This is a genomic window from Hymenobacter convexus, from assembly GCF_030580955.1.
Taxonomy (GTDB): domain Bacteria; phylum Bacteroidota; class Bacteroidia; order Cytophagales; family Hymenobacteraceae; genus Hymenobacter.
Genome location: NZ_JAUQON010000007.1, coordinates 298,028 through 316,992, shown reverse-complemented (window position 1 = coordinate 316,992; position 18,965 = coordinate 298,028). Strand labels below are relative to the sequence as shown.

The window sequence follows — 18,965 nt, the reverse complement described above, 5'->3', positions numbered from 1 at the left end:
CTCGTTACGGCCGGATGGAAGCCGAGTCACTCGGCGCTGAATAGATGCGGCGCAGAATCTCGCGGCCCACTTTGGGGCGGTAGTGTGAGTCTTCGTAGTAGTTGCCGTTCTGGCTGGTGAATTCGTTGGTACCGCTGAAATCGTGGATGTGGCTGGCGCCGAAGGTGCGCTGCAGGATGGAAATATCGGCCGGGTTGAGGTGCTGCTGGTAGTAGAGCGGGCTGACGACGAACTGGAAATTGGTGTTGTGGCGGGCAAACACGTTGCGGATGGCCACCAGCTGCCGCAGCTGCTCGGCCCCAATCACGGCTTTGAATACGCTGGGCTTGCGGGCGCGCTTGAGCCGGTCGTTTTTGGTGTAGAAGCCCAGCGAATCCCGCTTGATTTCCTGCTCCACATCGGGCAGGGTCAGGTCGTTGGTGGTCGGGTCATAGGCCACCCGGCGGCCTTCCAGAATCTCTTCCAGCTCCGGCGTGAACTTGCCGGTAGCCCGCTGATACAGATACTGATAAAAGAATGTGTTGGAGAAATACGCCTTCACGAACGAGAGCTGGAAGGCAAACGTGGAGGCGCCGGTGGTGCGCGGGTCTTTGCGCAGCAGGTGGCTGTCGTAGTCGTCCACTTTCTTCAGCAACTCGTGGTCGCAGATTATCAGCACGTTTTTCAGGGCCGCATGGTGCTGCTCCAGAAACAAAAGCTTCTGCCAGATGCCGTAGAGCGACTCCGAAGAAGCGTCGTAGTGGAACGACAGCGAGTCGCCGGTGAGCTTGGCCCAGTCGCGGGTGAGGTAGCCCATCGTGCGCGAGTTGCCCAGAATGAAGCTGCTATAGGGGCGGCGCTCGTAGGTATTGAGGTAGGTTTGGGTGCTGATGTAGTCGCGGTTGGCAATGGCCACCAGCGGCCCCTCAAACCTCTGGTAGTGATAAAGCACCCGGAACGGGTCGAACACGAAGTAAGTAATCAGGATGGCCAGAAAGGGGCTGCCGAGCAGCAGCACTTTGAGCAGCAGGCGCCCGGCGCCGCCCGTTTTGGGGGCCTGAGGATGCTGGTGCATGGCCTGCGCGGCAGCGGGGCCGCCCGTTTTGGGAGATTGAGTAGCGGACATGCGGCCTAGAACTGGAAGTAGATGAACTGAACGTGCTCGAAAGCCCCCAGCAGGGCGATGTACAGCACAATGCCGTAGTACATGGCCCAGCGCACGGGCGTGGCCTGCTGCGCCAGCCAGTTGCCGATGGACAGGCGGAACTGGTATTTCTCCACCACAAACAGCACGGCCAGGGCCCCGGCCAGCGCCAGCCACTCGTTGCGCTTATAAAAGACCTTCACCGCCGAGATGTGCCACAGGTCGGGGCTGAGGTCGAGCGTGTGTCGGATGACGTACACGGCATCGTGCAGGGTATTGGCCCGGAAGAAAATCCAGGCGAATGCCACCAGCCCGTAGGTGAGGGCGGTGTTCAGCAGGGCGTTGTTGAGGAAGGTGAGGTTGGTGCGCTCGATGAAGCGGTTGCGCGCGCTCTTGGTGAGCATGCCCACCACCAGGTAGATGCCATGCAGTGCGCCCCACACGATGAACGTCCAGTTGGCCCCGTGCCACAGGCCGCTCACCATGAACACAAAAAACAGGTTGAAGCAGGCCCGGGGCAGGGCCACGCGGTTGCCGCCCAGGCTGATGTAGAGGTAGTCTTTGAACCAGGTAGAGAGCGAAATGTGCCAGCGCCGCCAGAATTCCGAAATGCTCTTGGAAAAATAAGGCCGGTCGAAGTTCTTCATCAGTTCGAAGCCCATCACGCGGGCCGCCCCCAGGGCCATGTCGGAATAGCCCGAGAAGTCGCAGTAAATCTGGACCGAGAAGAAGATGGTGGCCACCAGCAGCGGCAGGCCCCGGTAGTCGTGCGGCGTGTTGTACACCTCGTTCACCAGGTAAGCCATGCGGTCGGCAATTACCACTTTCTTGAACAGGCCCCAGGCCATGAGGCGCAGCCCGCTGGCCACCCGGCTGTAGTTGAAATACTGGCGCTGATGAAACTGGTAAAGCACGTTTTGCGGCCGCTCGATGGGGCCAGCCACCAGCTGCGGGTAAAACATCACGTACAGCGCGTAGATGCCGAAATGGCGCTCGGCCGGCTGGTTGCGCCGGTACACCTCAATGGTATAGCTCATGGCCTGAAACGTGTGAAACGACAGGCCAATGGGGAGAATGATGTTGAGCAGCGGCAACGACGCCGTGGGGTTGCTCAGGTGCAACAGCGAGTTGACGTTGTCGATGAAGAAGTTGTAATACTTGAAAACGGCCAGCACGCCGATGTTGGCCACTAGGCTCATGGCCAGGTAAAACCGTCGCTGACTGCCCTCGGCATTCTCGATGAGAATGCCGGCGTAGTAATCAACGACAATGGTAAGTAGCAGTATAAGAATATAAATCGGAATAAACGCCATGTAGAAACCGCAGCTGGCCACCAGCAGGTGCAGCCAGCGGTAGCGGTGCGGAATCAGAAAAAACAGAACGGTAACGACCGGAAAGAAAATCAGAAACTCAAATGAGTTAAACAGCATATATGCGTATTAGCCTAAAAAAAAGCAAATTCAGCTTGCGGTTGAGCTTAATGCAAGTATACGTCCAACTAACAGCCAGTTGCATCATCTAGCCAAGAGGTAATAAAGCTGATTAGGGTTGTTTTAAGCAAAACACTAGCGAATGATTACTCCGCGATAATTCGGACCACGCCCGGCCACGCGTTACGGGGACTGCTCCGTTCAGGCTCCGCGTCCGGCAATACCTTTGCCCCATGCGCATACTCCACGTTCTGTCGGCTGAGTTTTTTGCGGGCTCGGTGGCCTACGCCGTGCAGCTGGCCGAAGCGCACCGTGCCCAGGGCCACCAAGTGTGGCTGCTATCCGACTCCGACCAGCTGCCCACCGGCGCCACGCAACTGAAAGTGCCCATCGTGAACCGCCGCTACGGCCAGCGCCTGCGCAACGCCCGGCGCATCCGGCAACTGGTGCGGCGGGAGGGCATCGACGTGGTCCACGCCCACTCCCGCGCCGCCAGCTGGGTGAGCTACTTCGCCCTGCGCGGCTTGGCCGTGCCGCTGGTGAGCACCGTGCACGGCCGCCAGCATCTGCACACGTCCACCTCGCTGTTCGACATCTACGGCGATAAAGTCATCGCCATTTGCGAAAACCTGCGCCAGCACCTCATCACAGAAGTGAAGATGGCGCCCGCCAAAATCGCGGCCATTCCCAACGGCGTGGCCTTCAACGCTTCGCTTAATGAAGAATTAACAATTAAGAATGAAGAATTGGGGGCGTCCAATAATTCTTCATTCTCAATTGTTAATTCTTCATTAAGCGAAGCGCCCCGGCTTGCGTTTGTCGGGCGATTTAATGGGGGCAAGGGCGAGCGGGCGGCGGCCCTGCTGGAGCAGGTGTTTCCGGCGCTGTTGCGCGAGTTTCCGGCGCTGCGGGTGGCCCTCATCGGCGGCGAGTTGGCGCATTTGCCGGCGGCGGGTAAGGCCGCGCTGGCGCAGTTGCAAGCCGAGTTTGGCGAGCGAATGGAAGTAGTGGGTTTCACCACCAACGTGCCCGGCTGGCTGGCGCGCACCACGCTCGTGATTGGGGCCGGGCGGGTGGCCATGGAGGCGCTGGGGGCCGGCCGGGCCGTGCTGGCGCTGGGCGAGGCCAGCTACGAAGGCCTGGTGTCAGAGGAAACTTTTGCGGCAGCGGCGGCTTCTAACTTCGGCGACATCTCAGCCAGCCAGGCAGGTATGGAAGTAGATTTTGCAGCTTTGCTGGCCGATGCGCGGGCTTTTCTGCGGACCCCCCGGCCGGTTTCCTCAGCGTTGCAAGAGCGGGTGCGGGCCCATTACGACCTGACTAACGTGGCCGCGCGCGTGCTCGAAACCTACCAGGCCGCGCGCATGCAAAAGGCCGGTATCGGCTACATCCCGGTGCTGATGTACCACAAAATTCCTGATACCCCGCTGGCCACCAAGCACCAGATTTACGTCACGAAGGAGAACTTTGAGAAGCATCTGGCTTACTTCAAAAGGCGCAAGCTGACCCCCATTACCTTCGCCGACTATCTGCAGTACGCCGGCGGCGAGCGGCCGTTCAGCCAGTTCCCGGCCCGGCCCATCATCCTCACCTTCGATGATGGCTACACGGACAATTATACCAACCTGCTGCCCCTCATGCAGCAATACGGCTACCGCGGCGTGCTCTACCTGCTCGGCGATTTTGGGGTGCGCTTCAACCAGTGGGACCTGGCCACCGACCCCACCGAGCCGCGTTCCGACATCATGAGCGCGGAGCAAAAGCACGCTTTCGTAGCCGCCGGCTGGGAAATTGGCGCCCACACCATGTCGCACCCGCGCCTCACCGCGCTGCCGCTGCCCGAAGCCGCCGCCGAAATCAGCCGCAGCAAAGCCGCCCTGGAAACCGCGCTGCACACCAAAATAGTGAGCTTCGCCTATCCCTACGGCGACCTAAACGACGCCGTGAAGCAGGCCGTGCGCGCCGCCGGTTTCGCTCTCGGCGTTTCGACCGATACCGGCGGCCTGACCATTGAGGATGACCGAATGCAGGTATTTCGGGTGAATATGTTTCCGAACGAGTCGACCAGTAGTCTGTTCAAAAAGACCTCGCCTTGGTACCGCCGGTACTACCGCTGGAAACGGGGGAAATAGGGGGGTAGTCAATTAAAAAAAAGGCGTCATGCTGAGCGCAGTCGAAGCATCTCTACCGCTTCGTTGCACTAGTAGCTGAATTACTCACGCAGTAGAGATGCTTCGACTGCGCTCAGCATGACGTGCTTGATGTGCTGTCTTGCCAATTCTTACCGCAACGCGAAAACCCAGGTGTAAATCACCGCGCCGACGACGAAGGCGAGAAAGACCGTGCCGGCGACGGCTAGGTTCATCACCCCGAGGGCCACGCTGAGCAGGCCCACGGCGGCCAGCCCGAAGCCCGCCCAGCGCGAGCGTTGCCAGGCCGGGGTGCCCGCTGGCAGCCGCCAAGTGCCGGCCAGTGGAAACAGCAGGCCCAGCGCCACCATCGCCAGCAAATCCATGCCCGGCGCGCCCGGCACTGCCAGCCGCACGGCCAGCCCGCCCGCCGCCACGGCCAGCAACCCCAGAAACTGGTTGGAATGCCGGGTTTGCCGGTCGGTAAGGGCCATGCGGCCGTAGGCGCTGATGCGCAGCAGGCTCTCAAACAGCACGTCCGAAAACCAGCTCATGAACACAAATGCCAGGTAAATGGGCAGCAGCACCGGCACGAAGCGCACCACCAGCCAGGCCCCCAGAAACATGCCGCGCCGCACCCCGTCGCTCAGCGTGCCCGACCAGTACACGAACCGCATAAACGAACGGTACACCCAATACCGGGCCTTGAGGGCTTCCACCAAGCCTTCGCGGGCAAAGTCCGATTCGGGGTCGAGGCGCAGGGCTTCGCGGAAGTGTTCGAGGGCTTCTTTGGGGCGGTTGGTTTCGAGGGCCACCCAGCCGGCCTGGGCTTGGGTGGAGCTGCTGCTGGCCGCATAGCTAAGAGCTGAGCGGGCGGCGTGGCTGGCCTCGTCGGGGCGGCCCTGGCGGGCCAGGGCGCGGGCGTGCAGGCCGTGCAGGCCCGCGTGCTCGGCATCGAGGCCGAGCCCGGTTTGGGCGGCTTGCAGGGCGGCCTGCCACTGCCCGCTTTGCAGGCGCAGCTGGCCCAGCAGGTGGTAGTAGTCGGCGTCGTTGGGGTCGAGGGCCAGGGCTTCGTTGATGGCGGCCAGGGCCTGCTTGGGGCGGTGGGCGCGGTGCTCAATCAGGGCCAGGGCGTAGAAGGCGAAGTCGTACTCGGGGGCCAGATGAATGGCCAGCTCGGCTTCGGACTGCGCTTCGGCCAGCTGCTCCTGCTCCAGCAGGCACACGGCCAGCAGGGCGTGGGCCACCGGGTCGTGCGGGTCCTGCGCGAGTTGGCGGCGCAGCTCCTGGGCGGCGTGGGCGTGGCGGTTCTGGCTCAGCAGCAGCTGCACGCGGGGGAGGTAGTCGGTCGTGTTTTCCAAGTACGAGGGAGGGCAAGTAGTGCGGGCAGCGGTGTTTTTGCAGGCAGCTAAATCACTGGCTCAATGAACCGTCCGCCATGGCGCATCGGTAGCGGAAGATGGCTGGCAGGGAATCAGTCGGCCCGCTGCTTTTCCATAAACGCCCGTATCAGCGCCGTAAAGAAAATGACCAGTGTGAAGGGCGGCAATTCAAAGGTAATGAAGGCGTAGAGGAAGCCCGGGATAAAAAGCACCAGCCCACCTATCACCAGCCAGCGGCGCAACACGGCCGCGCGTTGGCCTGGAATTCGCTCCCGAAAAAACGGGTCGTGGCGGGTGTGCCACCGGCTGCGCAGCTGAAAGTAGGGCGTGAGCAGGCCCGCCGCCGGGCCCCGCCAGCTAAACGGGAAGCCGTTGCTCCAGTCGAGCCGCCGCTTCTGCTGCAGCTGCAGCAGCCACGCGGGCCACAGTTGCTGCCGGCGGGCGTTTTGCAGCGCCGGTATCACCTCGCGGCGGGTGGGGTCAAGGCGGAGGGCTTCGGCCAGGTGCGCCGCTGCCTGCCGGGGTTCGTAGCGCTCCAGCAGCTGGAGGCCGCGCTGCGCGTGCACCAGCGCGCTGGCCGGCGCCGCCCGCAGCACCCGCGCAAAATCTTCATCGGCCGCGCCGGGCTGGTCGAGGCGCTCCTGGGCCAGGGCGCGCCACAGCAGGCAGTCGGCGTGGCCGGCATCGAGGCGCAGGCCGGCCGCCGCGCAGGCCACCGCTTCCTGCGTACGCTGCTGCAGCAGCAACAGCTGCGCGGCAAAACCATAATATTCGGCCGAAACCGGGTTCAGCTGGATGGCCTGCGTGATGAGCATTTCCGCCTTCGCCAGTTGGCCCTGCTGCCCCACCACCCGCGCATAAGCCGCAAACGCGCTGGCCGACTCCGGCGCCGAGCCGATGGCGGCCTTGGCGGCCTCTGCCGCCTCGGGCAGGCGCTGCAGCTGCCGCAGTGCCTCGATGCGGGCCAGTTGCGGCGGCAGGGCCATGGGGGCGTGTGCCAGCAGCTGCTCGGCCAGCGTGAGGGCCAGGGCTGGCCGGTGCACCTGCAGTAGCTGCCAGATTTGGCTGATGTCGGGAAATGGCGTCAGGGAGCCGCGTTCGGGCGATTTCTGCATAACGAGCAAGGAGGCGATGAAGTCAATGCTGTCCGCGATGCCTTTTCATATACCAGGCAAGGACCTGCAAAATAATGGCTGGTAGCAACCCGGCTATCACCGGAAAACCCAGCCACCCGCAAATGCTAACCAGTCCGGCAATACCCGCAATAATAGCCAGCACCAGGCCCCACACCTTCAACTGTCGGCGCCATTCCGGGTTCGGGTTGGGTGGCAGGCGCTGATGGAAAATAGGGTCGTGCCGGGTGCGCCACCACGCCCGCGCCACCGCGCCGGTGGCCCAAATCCGCTTCAGCAGCACGCCCAGGCCGGGGTCGCGGCCCTGGGCGCGGCGCTCGGCCCACCGGCGCTCGCTGCGCAAAAACCAGTCGGGCCAATGCTGCCGGCGCCGGGCCAGCCGGAGCAGGGGCACCAGCTCGGCGGCCAGGTTGGGGTCTTGGCGCAGGGCTTCGGCAAGGTGCTGGTCGGCCGCGGCGGGCTGGTAGCGGTTGAGCAGCACCCGGCCCAGGCGAGCGTGCACCAGCTCGCTTTCCGGGGCCACGCGCAACAAGCGCTGGAAGTCCTCGTTGGCGGCGGAGGGCTGGTCAAGGCGCTCCTGCGAGAGGGCGCGCCACAGCAGGCAATCGGCGTGTTCGGGCGCCAGCCGCAGGCCCTCTTCAGCGCAGGCGATGGCCGCGTTGTAGCTCTGCTGCAGGTAAAAAAGCTGGGCCCGAAACCCGTGGTAGCGCGGCACCCGCGGGCTCAGCCGCAGGGCCTGGCGCACGGCAGCTTCGGCCTGGCGCAGGTGGCCCAGGCGGCCCAGCGCCTGCGCCAGCGCAAAGTGCGCCTGGTGGGCATTGGCCTCGGCCCGAATGGCGGCCGCGGCCGTATCGGCGGCTGCCACCAGTTGGTTTTGCTGCTGCTGCGCTTCGGCCAGGGCCAGCAGGTTTTCCCAGTTAGCGGGGTCGGCAGCTAAGCGTTGCCGCGCCGCCGCTTCGGCCAGCGCGGGCCGGTGCAACTCCAGCAGCTGCCAGATGCTGGCTAGCGAGGGAAGGCTTGGCGAAGTGGGTGGCACGGGAAAAGTGGGAAGCAAATGGAAACAGGAATCTTGGCCGATTACGGCTGGTTGCGGCTGGTAAAATTATTCCGATACCTGGGGCTGAGTGAAAGTCATAATGCTAAGTGCCGCCGCGTAGCCAAACAAGGTCAGCCGCGCCCGAAAGGCCGGTGGCGTGTCATCGAGCCAGAAAAGAAACACCACGGCGACTGCCCCCACCACCCAAAACCATTCCACGTGGCGGCGGTCGGGCTCGGGGACGGGCTCGCCCCACACCTCGCGCCACACCCCCACCGCGGCCAGCCCGGCCATGGTGGCGGCCACCACCGGCAGTTGCGTAGGCAGCAGCACGGCCAACACCAAGGCCCCCAGGCACCCCACGCCGGCCACCGCCAGCCGCCAGTTCAGCGGCCCCAGCCAGGCCAAGGGGCGGCCCCGCAGCTGCAGCACCACGGGCGCCAGCCGCCAGCGCAGATACGCCCAGCCATACAGCAGCCCCAGCGGCAGGCACAGCAGCGAGCAAACCAGCACCAACCCAATAAACAGCAGCGGATATCCCGCCTTGCCCAGCCGGGCCTCCAGCCACTCACCGGTTTTGATGAGGGGCGTGTCCAGCTTTTCCATCTGGCGGGGCAGCCAGTAGCGCTGCTTCCAGGTAATGGACAAGCCATTTTTGGCGTCCTGCGAGCTGGGTTCCAGCCGTAGGGCAGTGCGAAAATGCTCTTCGGCCGGCAGGTAGGCCTCGCGCAGCAACAGCAGCTCGCCCAGGGCCAGGTGCGCTCGCCAATAGCCCGGATTCAGGCCGATGATGGTGCGGGCGGTGGTTTCGGCGCGGGCGTTGTCATCGAGCCGGCGCAACGCCCGCAGCAATTGGTACAGGCAATCCGGATGCTTGGGATTCCAGCGCAGGCCGGCTTCGGCCGTGGCCCGGGCCTGGGCCGGGAAGTCCCAGGCCAGCTCCAGTTGGCTGCGCAGGGCGTAGAATTTCGGGTCGCTCGGGTCCAGCTCCAGCGCCGTGTCGATGGCGGCACCAGCTTCGGTGGCGCGCTTCTGGTTGATGAGGCCGACGGCCAGCAGGTAGTAGGCCTCGCCATATAGCGGGCGCACGGCGATGGCGCTGCGGGCCGCCGCTTCAGCTTCAGCATAACGTTTCTGCTCGCTCAGCACCATACTCAGCACCGTGAGCGCCACGGCCGAGCGCGGGTTCCGGGCCAATTCCCGGCGGGTCAGTTCTTCGGCCAGCGCATAGCGGCGCACCGCCACCAGGTTGCGGGCCTGCACAAACCAATCGGCTTCGTGCTGAAGCGGTTGGCCCTCCGTCATCACAGCCCGCCCGGCTTCTTCACGCCCAGGTACACCAAAATGTCATCGTACAGCCCGCCTTCGTTCGAATACAGGGCATAGTTGCGGGCCGTGGCAAACCACTCCTTGGTGCTGGGCTTCACCACCTTGGCGGCGTCCAGCAGGTGGCTTTGCTCGATGGGCAGGGGGCGGCCGCTACGCATGGAAGCCCGCAGGCACACGTCCACGGCGCCGTCCACCAGCGCCATCAGGTCGGCACCGCTCAGGCCGGCGGTGCGGGCGGCCACGGCGGCGGTGTTCACGCCGGGCGCCAGCGGCTTGCCGCGCAGCAGGATGTCGAGAATGGCGGCGCGGGCCGGCTCGTCGGGCGGCGTCACGAGCGTGATGCGGTCGAAGCGGCCGGGGCGGCGGAAAGCGGGGTCGAGGTGCCAGGGCGCGTTGGTGGCGGCCATGATGAGCACGCCCTCGTTGGAGCGCGTGGCCCCGTCCAACTCCTCCAGAAACTGGTTGATGACGGTGCGGCCGGCGCTCTGGCGCAGGTCGTGGCGGTTGGCGGCTAGGGCGTCCACTTCGTCAAAAAACAGCACGCACGGCGCCTGACTGCGGGCCAGTTCGAACAACTGGTGCAGGTTTTTCTCGGAGTTGCCCAGCCACATATCCAGAATATCCGCAATGCCCACGCTGATGAAGCTGGCCTGCACCTCGCCGGCTGTGGCGCGGGCCAGGTGGGTTTTGCCGCAGCCGGGCGGGCCGTAGAGCAGCAGCCCGCCGCCGCTGGCCTTGCCGTAGGCTTTGTACAAATCCGGAAACTGCAGCGGGTGGATGATTTTGAGCCGAATTTCATCCTTCACCGCCTCCATGCCGCCCACGTCGGAGAAGTTTATTTTGGGCCTCTCCAGCCCTAGCAGCTTGGCCTGGGCGCTGGGCTCGTCCTCGTGAGGAGCGGGTGCGGGCGCGTAGCCGCCGTTGGCGGGCGCGGGCACGCGCTTGGCGGGCGCGGCGGCTTCCAGGGCCTGGCCGAGGTCGCGGTCGGCCAGGCCGGGGTTGATTTCCAGGGCGTGGGCGTAGGCTTCGCGGGCTTCGGTGGGCTGGCCGGCGGCCAGCAGCAGGCGGGCGTGCAGCAGGTGGGCGGCGGCGTTGTCGGCGCGTTGGTCCAGCAACTCTTCCACCACCACAAAGGCGGCCGAATGCTTGTTGCCAGCAAAGTAGGCTTCGGCCAGGCTCAGGCGCAGGGCATCGTCGGCGGGGTGCTGGCGCAGGCCTTCGCGGCACAGAGTTTCGGCCTCCTGGTGGCGGCCGGTGGCGTTGAGCTGGCGGGCCAGGTGCTGGCGCAGGGGCAGGTTATCGGGCGAAAATTGCAGGGCGTCGAGCAGCGGCTGGAGGTCGGCAGACATAGCAGTAGGGGAGGGCTGAGAAATTCAGGTGGAAAGTTAGCACCCACCGGCGGCTGGTGCACCGTCGCCTCATTTCCCGGCCGGGAGTTGCGCCAGCCGCTGGGCGCCCTCTTCCTCGCTTATCCCCTCAATCTCGACTTTCTTAAATGGCGCCGTGTGGCCGCTAAGCAGCATCACGCGGCTTTTGGGCACGCCGAAGGTTTCGGCCAGAAGCGCCAGCAGCACCGCATTGGCCTGGCCTTCTTGTGGCGGCGCTTTCAGCCGCACGGTGAGGGTGCCGTCGGCGGCGCGGAGCAACTGGTTGGCGCGGGCATTGGGCTTGGCGCGCAGGTGCAGAATCATGATGAGTGGTTTTGAAATCAATCACAAATAATAGCCCGTCATGCTGAGCGCAGTCGAAGCATCTCTACCGCTTCGTTGCAATGGTATTGATTACTTGCGCAGTAGAGATGCTTCGGCTGCGCTCAGCATGACGTTTCTTTTACCAATTCACCCATCAACTGCCCCCACCCATCCGCGCCTGCCCAAACGGGCACTGGTCCAGCACCACGCAGCGATGGCAGGCGGGCCCGCTGAAATAGCAGCACTTCTGCCCGTGGAACATGAGTGCTTCGTGGTGGTCGTACACCTGCTGGGCGTCCCAGCCGGGCGGCAGCAGGGCCTCCAGCAGCTTATGGGCCGGGCCTTCACCTACCTTCGGCCCGATAAGGCCCAGGCGCTGGGCCACGCGGTGGTGGTGGCTATCGACGGGCATGGCCGGAATGCGCAGGGTGCTGAACAGCAGGGTAGCCGCGCTGGTTTTAGGGCCCACGCCGCTGATGCTTTCCAGCCAGGCCCGGGCCTCGGGTACGGGCATTTCGGCCAGAAAATCCAACGAGCACGGCGCATCCGACCCGCACCGCTCGCTGATTTCGCGCAGCACCGCCTGAATGCGCGGCGCTTTCTGCTCGGGCCAGGTGCAGGCCCGGATGGCGTGCTGCACAGCCTCGGTGGGTGCGTCGCGCACGGTTGCCCAGTCGGGAAAAGTGGCCGTGAGCTCCTGATAGGCGCGGTGCGAATCGGCGTTTTTGGTGCGGTGCGACAGCAGGGCGCTCACCAGTTCGCTCAGCGGGTCTTTGGTGCTGAAGAAGCGGAACGGGGCCCCGTATTCGGCGCACAGCCGCTCGTGCACCAGCAGCGCCTTGGCCTGGCGGGCCGCAAAATCAGGAGCGGAAATTTCAGGAGTAGCGGCAGGCAGTTTCATCCTGCGCCTACGCGGGCGGGCGGGGCTGGGGTTGCCGGAGGGAAGGAGAAACGGTCATTGCGAGGCGGAGCCGAAGCAATCCGTCCTATCAAAACCAGACGTATTCTTTTGCGACAAGCCTTCGTCGACAAGCAAAAAGCCCCGGCACTGCGCAGTGCCGGGGCTTTGTCACATTATGAGGGTAATTGCTGAGAACAGGACGGATTGATTCGGCTCTGCCTCGCAATGACAGGCTCTTCCTTTAGAACAGGCATCCTCTATCGCCCGGCGTTATACAGGGCAATGGCTTGGCGCTGGTTATTCGCCTGCTTGCTCTGCAGCACGATAGGCACGATGAGCACGGGAATGGCCGCGTATACCAGCGGCGAGATGGAGCGGCCGGCATCGGTGGGCCGCACACTTTGCAGCAGGCCCGCCACCAGCAGGCCGCCGCCCACCACGTAGCTGGCCACGGTGGCCTGCTGATAGCGTCGGGCGTCAAAAAGCAGCTGCTGGGCGCCGGCGTTGTCGCTGGTGGCCAGCATCAGGTTGCGCGAGGTAAGGTTTTGGATGGGCCCGTTGTCTTTCGAGAAGTATTCGGTTTTCACGGTGCGGTAGCCGCCGTAGGGGTAGCCGCCGAAACCGCCGTAGCCATAGCCGCCGTAGCCGTAGCCATACCCCGGGTAGCCAAAGCCGCCCGGCCCCGAGCTGTACTGCGTGGTGGTGATGGAATAGAGGCTAATACGGCCGGTTTTCTCGCGCCGCAAGGTGGTCTCGCGCGACGAGCCGGGCAGGTTGGTGCGCACGTAATGGCCCGTTTCGTCGTCGTAGAAACCCACCTCGGCCATCTCAAACTTGCGCTGCCCATCGAGCAGCAGGTACGGCCGGCCAAAGAGCGGGTTCTTCGTTTCCACGTCGTTGCCGCTGTACACCATGCCGTTTTTCAGGCCCACCTGGAAGCGGGGTGCGCGGGTGTTGCTGCCCGGCAGCTGGCCCGCCGGCGTGGGCGCATACACCGGCGCGGGCATGGGCGCCGGCAGCGGGGCCGTCACGGCCGCCCGGCGGGTGGTGTCGGGCGGGGCCACGGGCACGGCATCGAGCTGGCGCGGGGCAGGCGCCGGGCGCGGCTTGGGTGCATTGGGCATCGCGGGCGGAGCACCGAGCTGGCGCGGGCCATCGTCTTGAGCGTGAGCGGCCTGCCCACCGAGCAGCACTGTCAGCAAAACCGGAAAAACAACGGGAATTCTCATAACAAAGACAGCAGGAACGGCAATGAGACTGAACAAGGTAGCAACGGCTGGCAAATACGCGGCGCCTGGCCTTCATTGGCTGGTGCCACGGCTCCGCAATAAACCCCGAAACCACCAGGAATCCCTACAAATTCCGGCGCCGCCTATGAAGTTCGAATGAGCGGCCGACGCTAGTTCAGGAGCTTCTCGAGCAGGCTAAGGCTATCCGAAAGGTCGGTGCCGGTTTCAAAGTCCAACGGTTTGAGAATGTAGCCGCTCACGCCCAGCCGGTCGGTGTTAAGGCGGTCCACATCCATGCTGGAAGTGGTGGTAATGAACACCGGAATGTGCTGAAATTCGGGGTTGGCGCGCAGCTCGGTCAGGAACTCGACGCCGTTCATGCGCGGCATGTTCAGGTCGAGCAAGATGACTTCGGGCAGCGGGCGCAGGGCCTCGGTACCATTGCGGCCTATCAGCAGGTCGAGGGCTTCTTCGCCGTTGAAGGCGGTGTGCAGCTGGTGCGGTACGTTGAATTTGGCGAAGGACTTCTCCGCCGTCATGGTATCAAAAATATCGTCTTCGACGAGTAAAACAGAACGCATAAAAAAACAAAGAATAGGGCAGGCCGGCCAACAAAAACCGAACCCGAATAAGGCTAAAACGGGTCAGACTGGTTCCCGCGCGCCGGAGTTTACTTCGGCCACGTAAAGATAAAACCCGCGCCCTGGCCCGGCGCCGATTCCACCCGAATGGTCCCCTTTTGCTCGTCAATGATTTTCTGCACGATGCTCAGGCCAATGCCCGTGCTTTCGGCCGTGTGCCGGTCGCGCAGCGTCTGGAAGAGCAGAAAAATCTTCTGATGATATTCCGGCGCAATGCCCGGTCCGTCGTCCTGCACCCGAAATTCGTAGCAGCGGCCAATGTCCTGGCACGTCACCTCAAGGTGTCCGGCGCCGCGGTGATGGTACTTCACGGCGTTCGAAAGCAGGTTGGTGAACACCTGCTGCAGGCCCAGGCGGTCGGTGACGAGTGTGGGCATATCGGTGCCGATGCGCAGCGTAAAATCGGGCGGCACCACCAGTTCGGCCACTTCACCCAGCAGCTGGGCCACGTCCACGGGGGCGGGCGGCTGGGCGGTGCGGCCCACGCGGGCGTAGGCCAGCAGACCGTTGATGAGGTCTTCGAGGCGGCTGAGGCGGCCCTTCATCTGGTCGAGGTAGGTGCGCAGCTGGGGCGACAGCTCGGCCGCCAGCTCGTCCTCAATCCATTTCACAATGGTGGTCACGCCGCGCAGGGGCGCCTTGAGGTCGTGCGAGGCCACGTAGGCAAACTGGTCGAGTTCCTGGTTGCGCTTTTCGAGGGCGCTGAAGCTCTCGTCCAGCGTCTGGGTCATGCGGTTGAGGGAAATGGCCAGGCCGCCAAGATTATCGGCCTCCGAATCGGTAATCTTTACGGTGTAATCGCCCTGCACCACCTGCTCAGCCAAGGCCCGAATCTGTGCGATGCGCCGGCTCACTTCGGCATTGATGTTCGTCAGCTCGCCCTGCAGGCGGCGGTTGTCGGCCAGCTCGCTCACGATTTTCATCACCAGCCACACCACAATCAACACCGCCAACACCGCCGACACCAGCACCACAATGGGCGTGGCCGTTTCAAAAATATCCTGCAATTCGCTGCGCTGGGCCAGCAGCGCCAGCTCGTTGCGCTTGATGCGGGCGTACAGCACGCGCACCTGGCGCAGCGTCTGGCGGTCGGTGTCCAGCAGCGTCTGCATAGCCGACTGGCTCATGGCTTTCTTGATTTCGGTGAGCGGGCGCAGAATACGGAATTCCTGCTCCACCAGCATCTGCAGCGAATCGAGGCGGGCGCGCTGTTCCGGGTTGTCCACGGTGAGGTCGCGCATGCGCGCCAGCGCGTCGGGCAACTGGTTGGATGCCATGCTGTAAGGCCGCAAATACACCGTGTCGCCGGTGAGAAGGTAGCCGCGGGTGCCGGCCTGCGCATCCTTGAGCACGGCCGTGATGGATTCGGCTTCCTGCAGCACCTGGTAGGTGTGCTGCACGCGCCCGGTCTGCACTTTCAGCCCGCGAATGCTCCAGAACGAGGCCGCCGCCGTGAGCAGCAGCACGCCCACCGCCAGCGCCAGGCCCACAACGATTTTAGGGTCAATTTTCGATTTCATTGGCAACGAAGGTAATGGCCCGCCCTACGCCCGCGCTGCCGCCAAGGTTAGGTTGAAGTTGGGCCCGGCGCGCCGCCGGGTATCTTTGCGCCCATGCCCTTCGTCCCGACTGACCGCCTCAGCAGCCCCCAAAACCCCCGCATCAAGCAGCTGCTCAAGCTGCAGCAGAAGTCGGCCGAGCGCCGCTTCCTGGGCCTCACCCTGGTCGAAGGCCTGCGCGAGCTCACCATTGCCGTCGAGGCGAGCGTGGCCGTCGCCACTCTCTACACCTGCCCCGAGCTGGTCGGCGAAACCGGCCTGGCCGAGTTGCACAGCCTGTTTTCTAGCAAAAAAGACGTGCCCGAGTGGTTCGAGGTCACCCGACCCGTCTTCGAGAAAGTAGCCTACCGCGAAGGCTCCGACGGCCTGCTGGCCGTGCTCAAAACCCCCGCCCGCACCCTCGCCGACCTGCACCTGCCGCCCAATCCCTTGGTCTTGGTACTCGAAGCCGTGGAGAAGCCCGGCAACCTCGGCGCCATCCTCCGCACCGCCGACGCGGCGCCCGTCGATGCCGTGCTCATCGGCGACCCGCGTACCGACCTGTTCAACCCCAACACCATCCGCTCCAGCATCGGCTGCGTCTTTTCGGTGCCCGTCGTGGCCGCGCCGATGGCCGAAATCTTCGATTTCCTGCGTCAGAAAGGCATCCGCAGCTACGCCGCCGCGCTCACGCCCCAGGCGCATTCCTACCTGGAGTGCGACTTCCGCCCGCCCACGGCCCTCGTCCTCGGCACCGAAGCCGACGGCCTCACGCCCGCCGCCCAGGCCGCCTGCGACGAAACCATCATCATCCCCATGATGGGCCGCATCGACTCGCTCAACGTGAGCGTGGCCGGGGCGGTGCTGGCGTTTGAGGCCGTGCGCCAGCGCGGCCAGCGCTAGTAAATCGTCACCCCGAAACCAAGCTCCTTAGCCAACTGGCGGGCTTCTTCCGCTTGCGCATCGGCCACCACGCTCAGGGCATACGAGTCACTATCCAGCGTAAATAGCACCACCGCCAGCCCAACCGGCTCGGCCAAATCCTGCACGATGTCCAGCGCTTCGGGGCCGGTCACGGTGGCGCGTCCACTGGCCGGCTCAGCCAGCCGCACCGGCTGCTTTTGCTGCGTCAGCGTTTCATTGATGCCATAAACCAGGTCAGCAGCCGGGTCTTTCCAGTCGCTTTCCCAGAGCAATTCTTCGGCTAGCAGCGCATCAATCAGCGCCAAATCACGCAGCTCCTGTGCTGGCAGCGCCGCCACGATGCCGCGTTCTTCCAATTCTTCAGCAAATTGTTTCTGATAAGCGGCTGAGTCGCGCAACACTAGGGCCAGTCGCTCGCTCACGCGTTGAGTAGCCTCCGCGTCATTCAGGGTAAAAAGCTGCACGAAGCGGCTCAGATTCTCTTGGTTCATAAAGCAAAAAATAATAGTCGGGAAATGAAAAAGGGCGCGACCAAAGCCGCGCCCTCTTCAAAATCATTCCATTAAGAATAATTAGTCGGCCTGCTTGGCGTAGCGCAGACGCTCGTTTTCGTCGAGCAGAATCTTACGCATCCGAATCGACTTCGGCGTTACCTCCAAGTACTCATCCTTCTGGATGTATTCCATGGCTTCTTCCAGCGAGAACTGACGTTTGGGCACAATCTTGGCGTTGTCGTCGGTGCCCGAAGCACGCATGTTGGTCAGCTTCTTGCCCTTCTGGATGTTCACCGTCAGGTCATTCGGGCGGGTGTGCTCGCCGATAACCTGGCCGCCGTACACTTCCTCGCCCGGGTCCACGAAGAACGAGCCCCGGTCCTGCAGCTTGTCGATGGTGTACGCCGTGCCGGGACCGGCTTCCAGCGAAATCAGCGAACCCGCGATACGGCCGGGGATGGTGCCTTTGTAGTCCTCATAGTCCACAAAGCGGTGGTTCATGATGGCCTCGCCGCCGGTGGCAGTCAACACGTTGTTACGCAGGCCAATCAGGCCGCGCGACGGAATCATGAACTCTAGGTGCTGCAAGTCGCCCTTGGGCTCCATGATGGTCATTTCGCCTTTGCGCATGCTCACCAGCTCAATTACCTTGCCGGCCGATTCCTCGGGCACGTCCACCACGAGCAACTCGATGGGCTCCTGGCGTTTGCCGTTGTCATCTTCCTTGAAAATAACCTGGGGCTGGCCCACTTGCAGCTCGTAACCTTCGCGGCGCATCGTCTCGATGAGTACCGACAAGTGCAGAATGCCGCGGCCGAATACCAAGAACGAGTCCTCTTTATCGGTGGCCTGCACGCGCAGGGCGAGGTTTTTCTCGGTTTCCTTAAACAGACGGTCACGCAGGTGACGCGACGTTACAAATTTGCCCTCCTTGCCGAAGAACGGCGAGTTGTTGATGGTGAACAACATGTTCATCGTCGGCTCATCGATGCTGATGCGCTCCAGAGCCTCCGGGTTGTCGGCATCGGCCAGCGTGTCGCCAATATCGAAGCCTTCGATGCCCGAAACGGCGCAGATTTCGCCGCTGCTCACTTCCGAAACCTTCACGCGGCCGAGGCCTTCAAATACGTGTAGCTCGCGGATTTTCACCTTCTTGATGCTGCCATCCGCCTTCATCAGGCTCATGTTGCCGCCTTCTTTCAGCGTACCGCGGTGCACGCGGCCGATGGCGATACGACCCACGAACGACGAGTAGTCGAGCGAGGTAATCTGCATCTGGGGCGTGCCTTCCAAGGTGGGGGCAGCCGGAATCGACTCGATAACCGCGTCAAGCAGCGGAATCAGGTTGTCAGTTTTGTGCTTCCAGTCGGTGCTCATCCAGCCCTGCTTCGAGGAGCCGTACAAGGTCACGAAATCGAGCTGGTCTTCCGAGGCGCCGAGGTTGAACATGAGGTCGAACACCTGCTCGTGCACCTCGTCGGGGCGGCAGTTTTCCTTGTCTACTTTGTTCACCACCACAATGGGCTTTAGGCCCAGGGCAATGGCTTTGCCGAGCACAAAACGGGTCTGCGGCATGGCGCCTTCGAAGGCATCCACGAGCAGCAGTACGCCGTCGGCCAGCTTCAACACGCGCTCTACCTCACCGCCGAAGTCGGCGTGACCAGGGGTGTCGATGATGTTGATTTTGGTGCCGTTGTAGCGCACCGATACGTTCTTGGAAACGATGGTAATGCCGCGCTCGCGCTCCAGGTCGTTGTTGTCAAGAATCAGGTCGTCGAAGTGCTGGTGCGCGTCGAAAATCTTGGAAGCGTGGATAATCTTATCCACCAGGGTGGTCTTGCCGTGGTCAACGTGAGCGATGATGGCAATGTTCCGGATATTGTTGGCCATATGGGTTGGTTTTGCGGGTGCAAAGGTACGGATAAAATAGCGCAAAGCCTTGTGGTACTCAACTATTAACACGAGCCCGGCTGCCGCACCCCGCC

16 protein-coding genes are annotated in these 18,965 nt (G+C 63.2%); 2 read left to right on the top strand and 14 right to left on the bottom strand.

Annotated features, from left to right (window positions below; genetic code table 11):
* Positions 1-4: 4 nt before the first annotated feature.
* Positions 5-1,105 (bottom strand): hypothetical protein, encoded by a 1,101-nt coding sequence (locus Q4S41_RS16805; protein WP_305032287.1) that lies wholly within the window; start codon positions 1,103-1,105, stop codon positions 5-7.
* Between the two features lie 5 nt (positions 1,106-1,110).
* Positions 1,111-2,553: an MBOAT family O-acyltransferase gene (locus tag Q4S41_RS16800; RefSeq protein ID WP_305032286.1), complete on the bottom strand. Its 1,443-nt coding sequence runs from the start codon at positions 2,551-2,553 to the stop codon at positions 1,111-1,113.
* 233 nt (positions 2,554-2,786) lie between these two features.
* Here Q4S41_RS16800 and Q4S41_RS16795 point away from each other — a divergent pair, with 233 nt between their 5' ends.
* A complete protein-coding gene (locus Q4S41_RS16795; RefSeq protein WP_305032285.1) occupies positions 2,787-4,685 on the top strand; it encodes a polysaccharide deacetylase family protein in 1,899 nt (632 codons plus the stop codon).
* Between the two features lie 149 nt (positions 4,686-4,834).
* On the opposite strand, the gene Q4S41_RS16790 is transcribed toward Q4S41_RS16795, so the two are convergent.
* From Q4S41_RS16790 to Q4S41_RS16745, 10 genes are all read right to left on the bottom strand, one after another.
* Positions 4,835-6,043, bottom strand: coding sequence for a tetratricopeptide repeat protein (locus Q4S41_RS16790; protein WP_305032284.1), 1,209 nt, complete (start codon positions 6,041-6,043; stop codon positions 4,835-4,837).
* A 113-nt stretch (positions 6,044-6,156) separates the two neighbouring features.
* Positions 6,157-7,179, bottom strand: a complete 1,023-nt coding sequence (locus Q4S41_RS16785) for a hypothetical protein (protein WP_305032283.1) — start codon at positions 7,177-7,179, stop codon at positions 6,157-6,159.
* 22 nt (positions 7,180-7,201) lie between these two features.
* Entirely contained in the window at positions 7,202-8,233 is a 1,032-nt protein-coding gene (locus Q4S41_RS16780; RefSeq protein ID WP_305032282.1) for a tetratricopeptide repeat protein, read from the bottom strand.
* Between the two features lie 66 nt (positions 8,234-8,299).
* Complete coding sequence (locus tag Q4S41_RS16775; protein WP_305032281.1) at positions 8,300-9,538, bottom strand: tetratricopeptide repeat protein; 1,239 nt, start codon at positions 9,536-9,538, stop codon at positions 8,300-8,302.
* Positions 9,538-10,911 (bottom strand): ATP-binding protein, encoded by a 1,374-nt coding sequence (locus tag Q4S41_RS16770; RefSeq protein ID WP_305032280.1) that lies wholly within the window; start codon positions 10,909-10,911, stop codon positions 9,538-9,540. Before Q4S41_RS16770 ends, Q4S41_RS16775 begins: the two co-directional genes overlap by 1 nt.
* Positions 10,912-10,980: 69 nt before the next feature.
* Positions 10,981-11,253, bottom strand: a complete 273-nt coding sequence (locus Q4S41_RS16765) for a DUF167 domain-containing protein (protein WP_305032279.1) — start codon at positions 11,251-11,253, stop codon at positions 10,981-10,983.
* Between the two features lie 154 nt (positions 11,254-11,407).
* Entirely contained in the window at positions 11,408-12,154 is a 747-nt protein-coding gene (locus Q4S41_RS16760) for an endonuclease III domain-containing protein (protein WP_305032278.1), read from the bottom strand.
* A 257-nt stretch (positions 12,155-12,411) separates the two neighbouring features.
* A complete protein-coding gene (locus Q4S41_RS16755; RefSeq protein WP_305032277.1) occupies positions 12,412-13,383 on the bottom strand; it encodes a hypothetical protein in 972 nt (323 codons plus the stop codon).
* Positions 13,384-13,553: 170 nt separating this feature from the next.
* Positions 13,554-13,964, bottom strand: a complete 411-nt coding sequence (locus tag Q4S41_RS16750) for a response regulator (protein WP_305032276.1) — start codon at positions 13,962-13,964, stop codon at positions 13,554-13,556.
* 89 nt (positions 13,965-14,053) lie between these two features.
* Positions 14,054-15,544, bottom strand: coding sequence for a sensor histidine kinase (locus Q4S41_RS16745; protein ID WP_305032275.1), 1,491 nt, complete (start codon positions 15,542-15,544; stop codon positions 14,054-14,056).
* 93 nt (positions 15,545-15,637) lie between these two features.
* Between Q4S41_RS16745 and Q4S41_RS16740 the strand changes: the two genes are divergently transcribed.
* Positions 15,638-16,465 carry a TrmH family RNA methyltransferase gene (locus tag Q4S41_RS16740; protein WP_305032274.1) on the top strand — a complete coding sequence of 276 codons (828 nt, stop codon included), beginning with the start codon at positions 15,638-15,640 and terminating at the stop codon, positions 16,463-16,465.
* Here the strand turns inward: Q4S41_RS16740 and Q4S41_RS16735 are convergent.
* Together Q4S41_RS16735 and typA are read right to left on the bottom strand one after the other, a co-directional pair.
* Complete coding sequence (locus Q4S41_RS16735) at positions 16,462-16,977, bottom strand: DUF6630 family protein (protein WP_305032273.1); 516 nt, start codon at positions 16,975-16,977, stop codon at positions 16,462-16,464. The two genes, Q4S41_RS16740 and Q4S41_RS16735, sit on opposite strands and share 4 nt — an antisense overlap.
* Positions 16,978-17,058: 81 nt before the next feature.
* On the bottom strand, positions 17,059-18,870 hold the full coding sequence (gene typA, locus Q4S41_RS16730) for a translational GTPase TypA (RefSeq protein ID WP_305032272.1): 1,812 nt from the start codon (positions 18,868-18,870) through the stop codon (positions 17,059-17,061).
* Positions 18,871-18,965 lie beyond the last annotated feature (95 nt).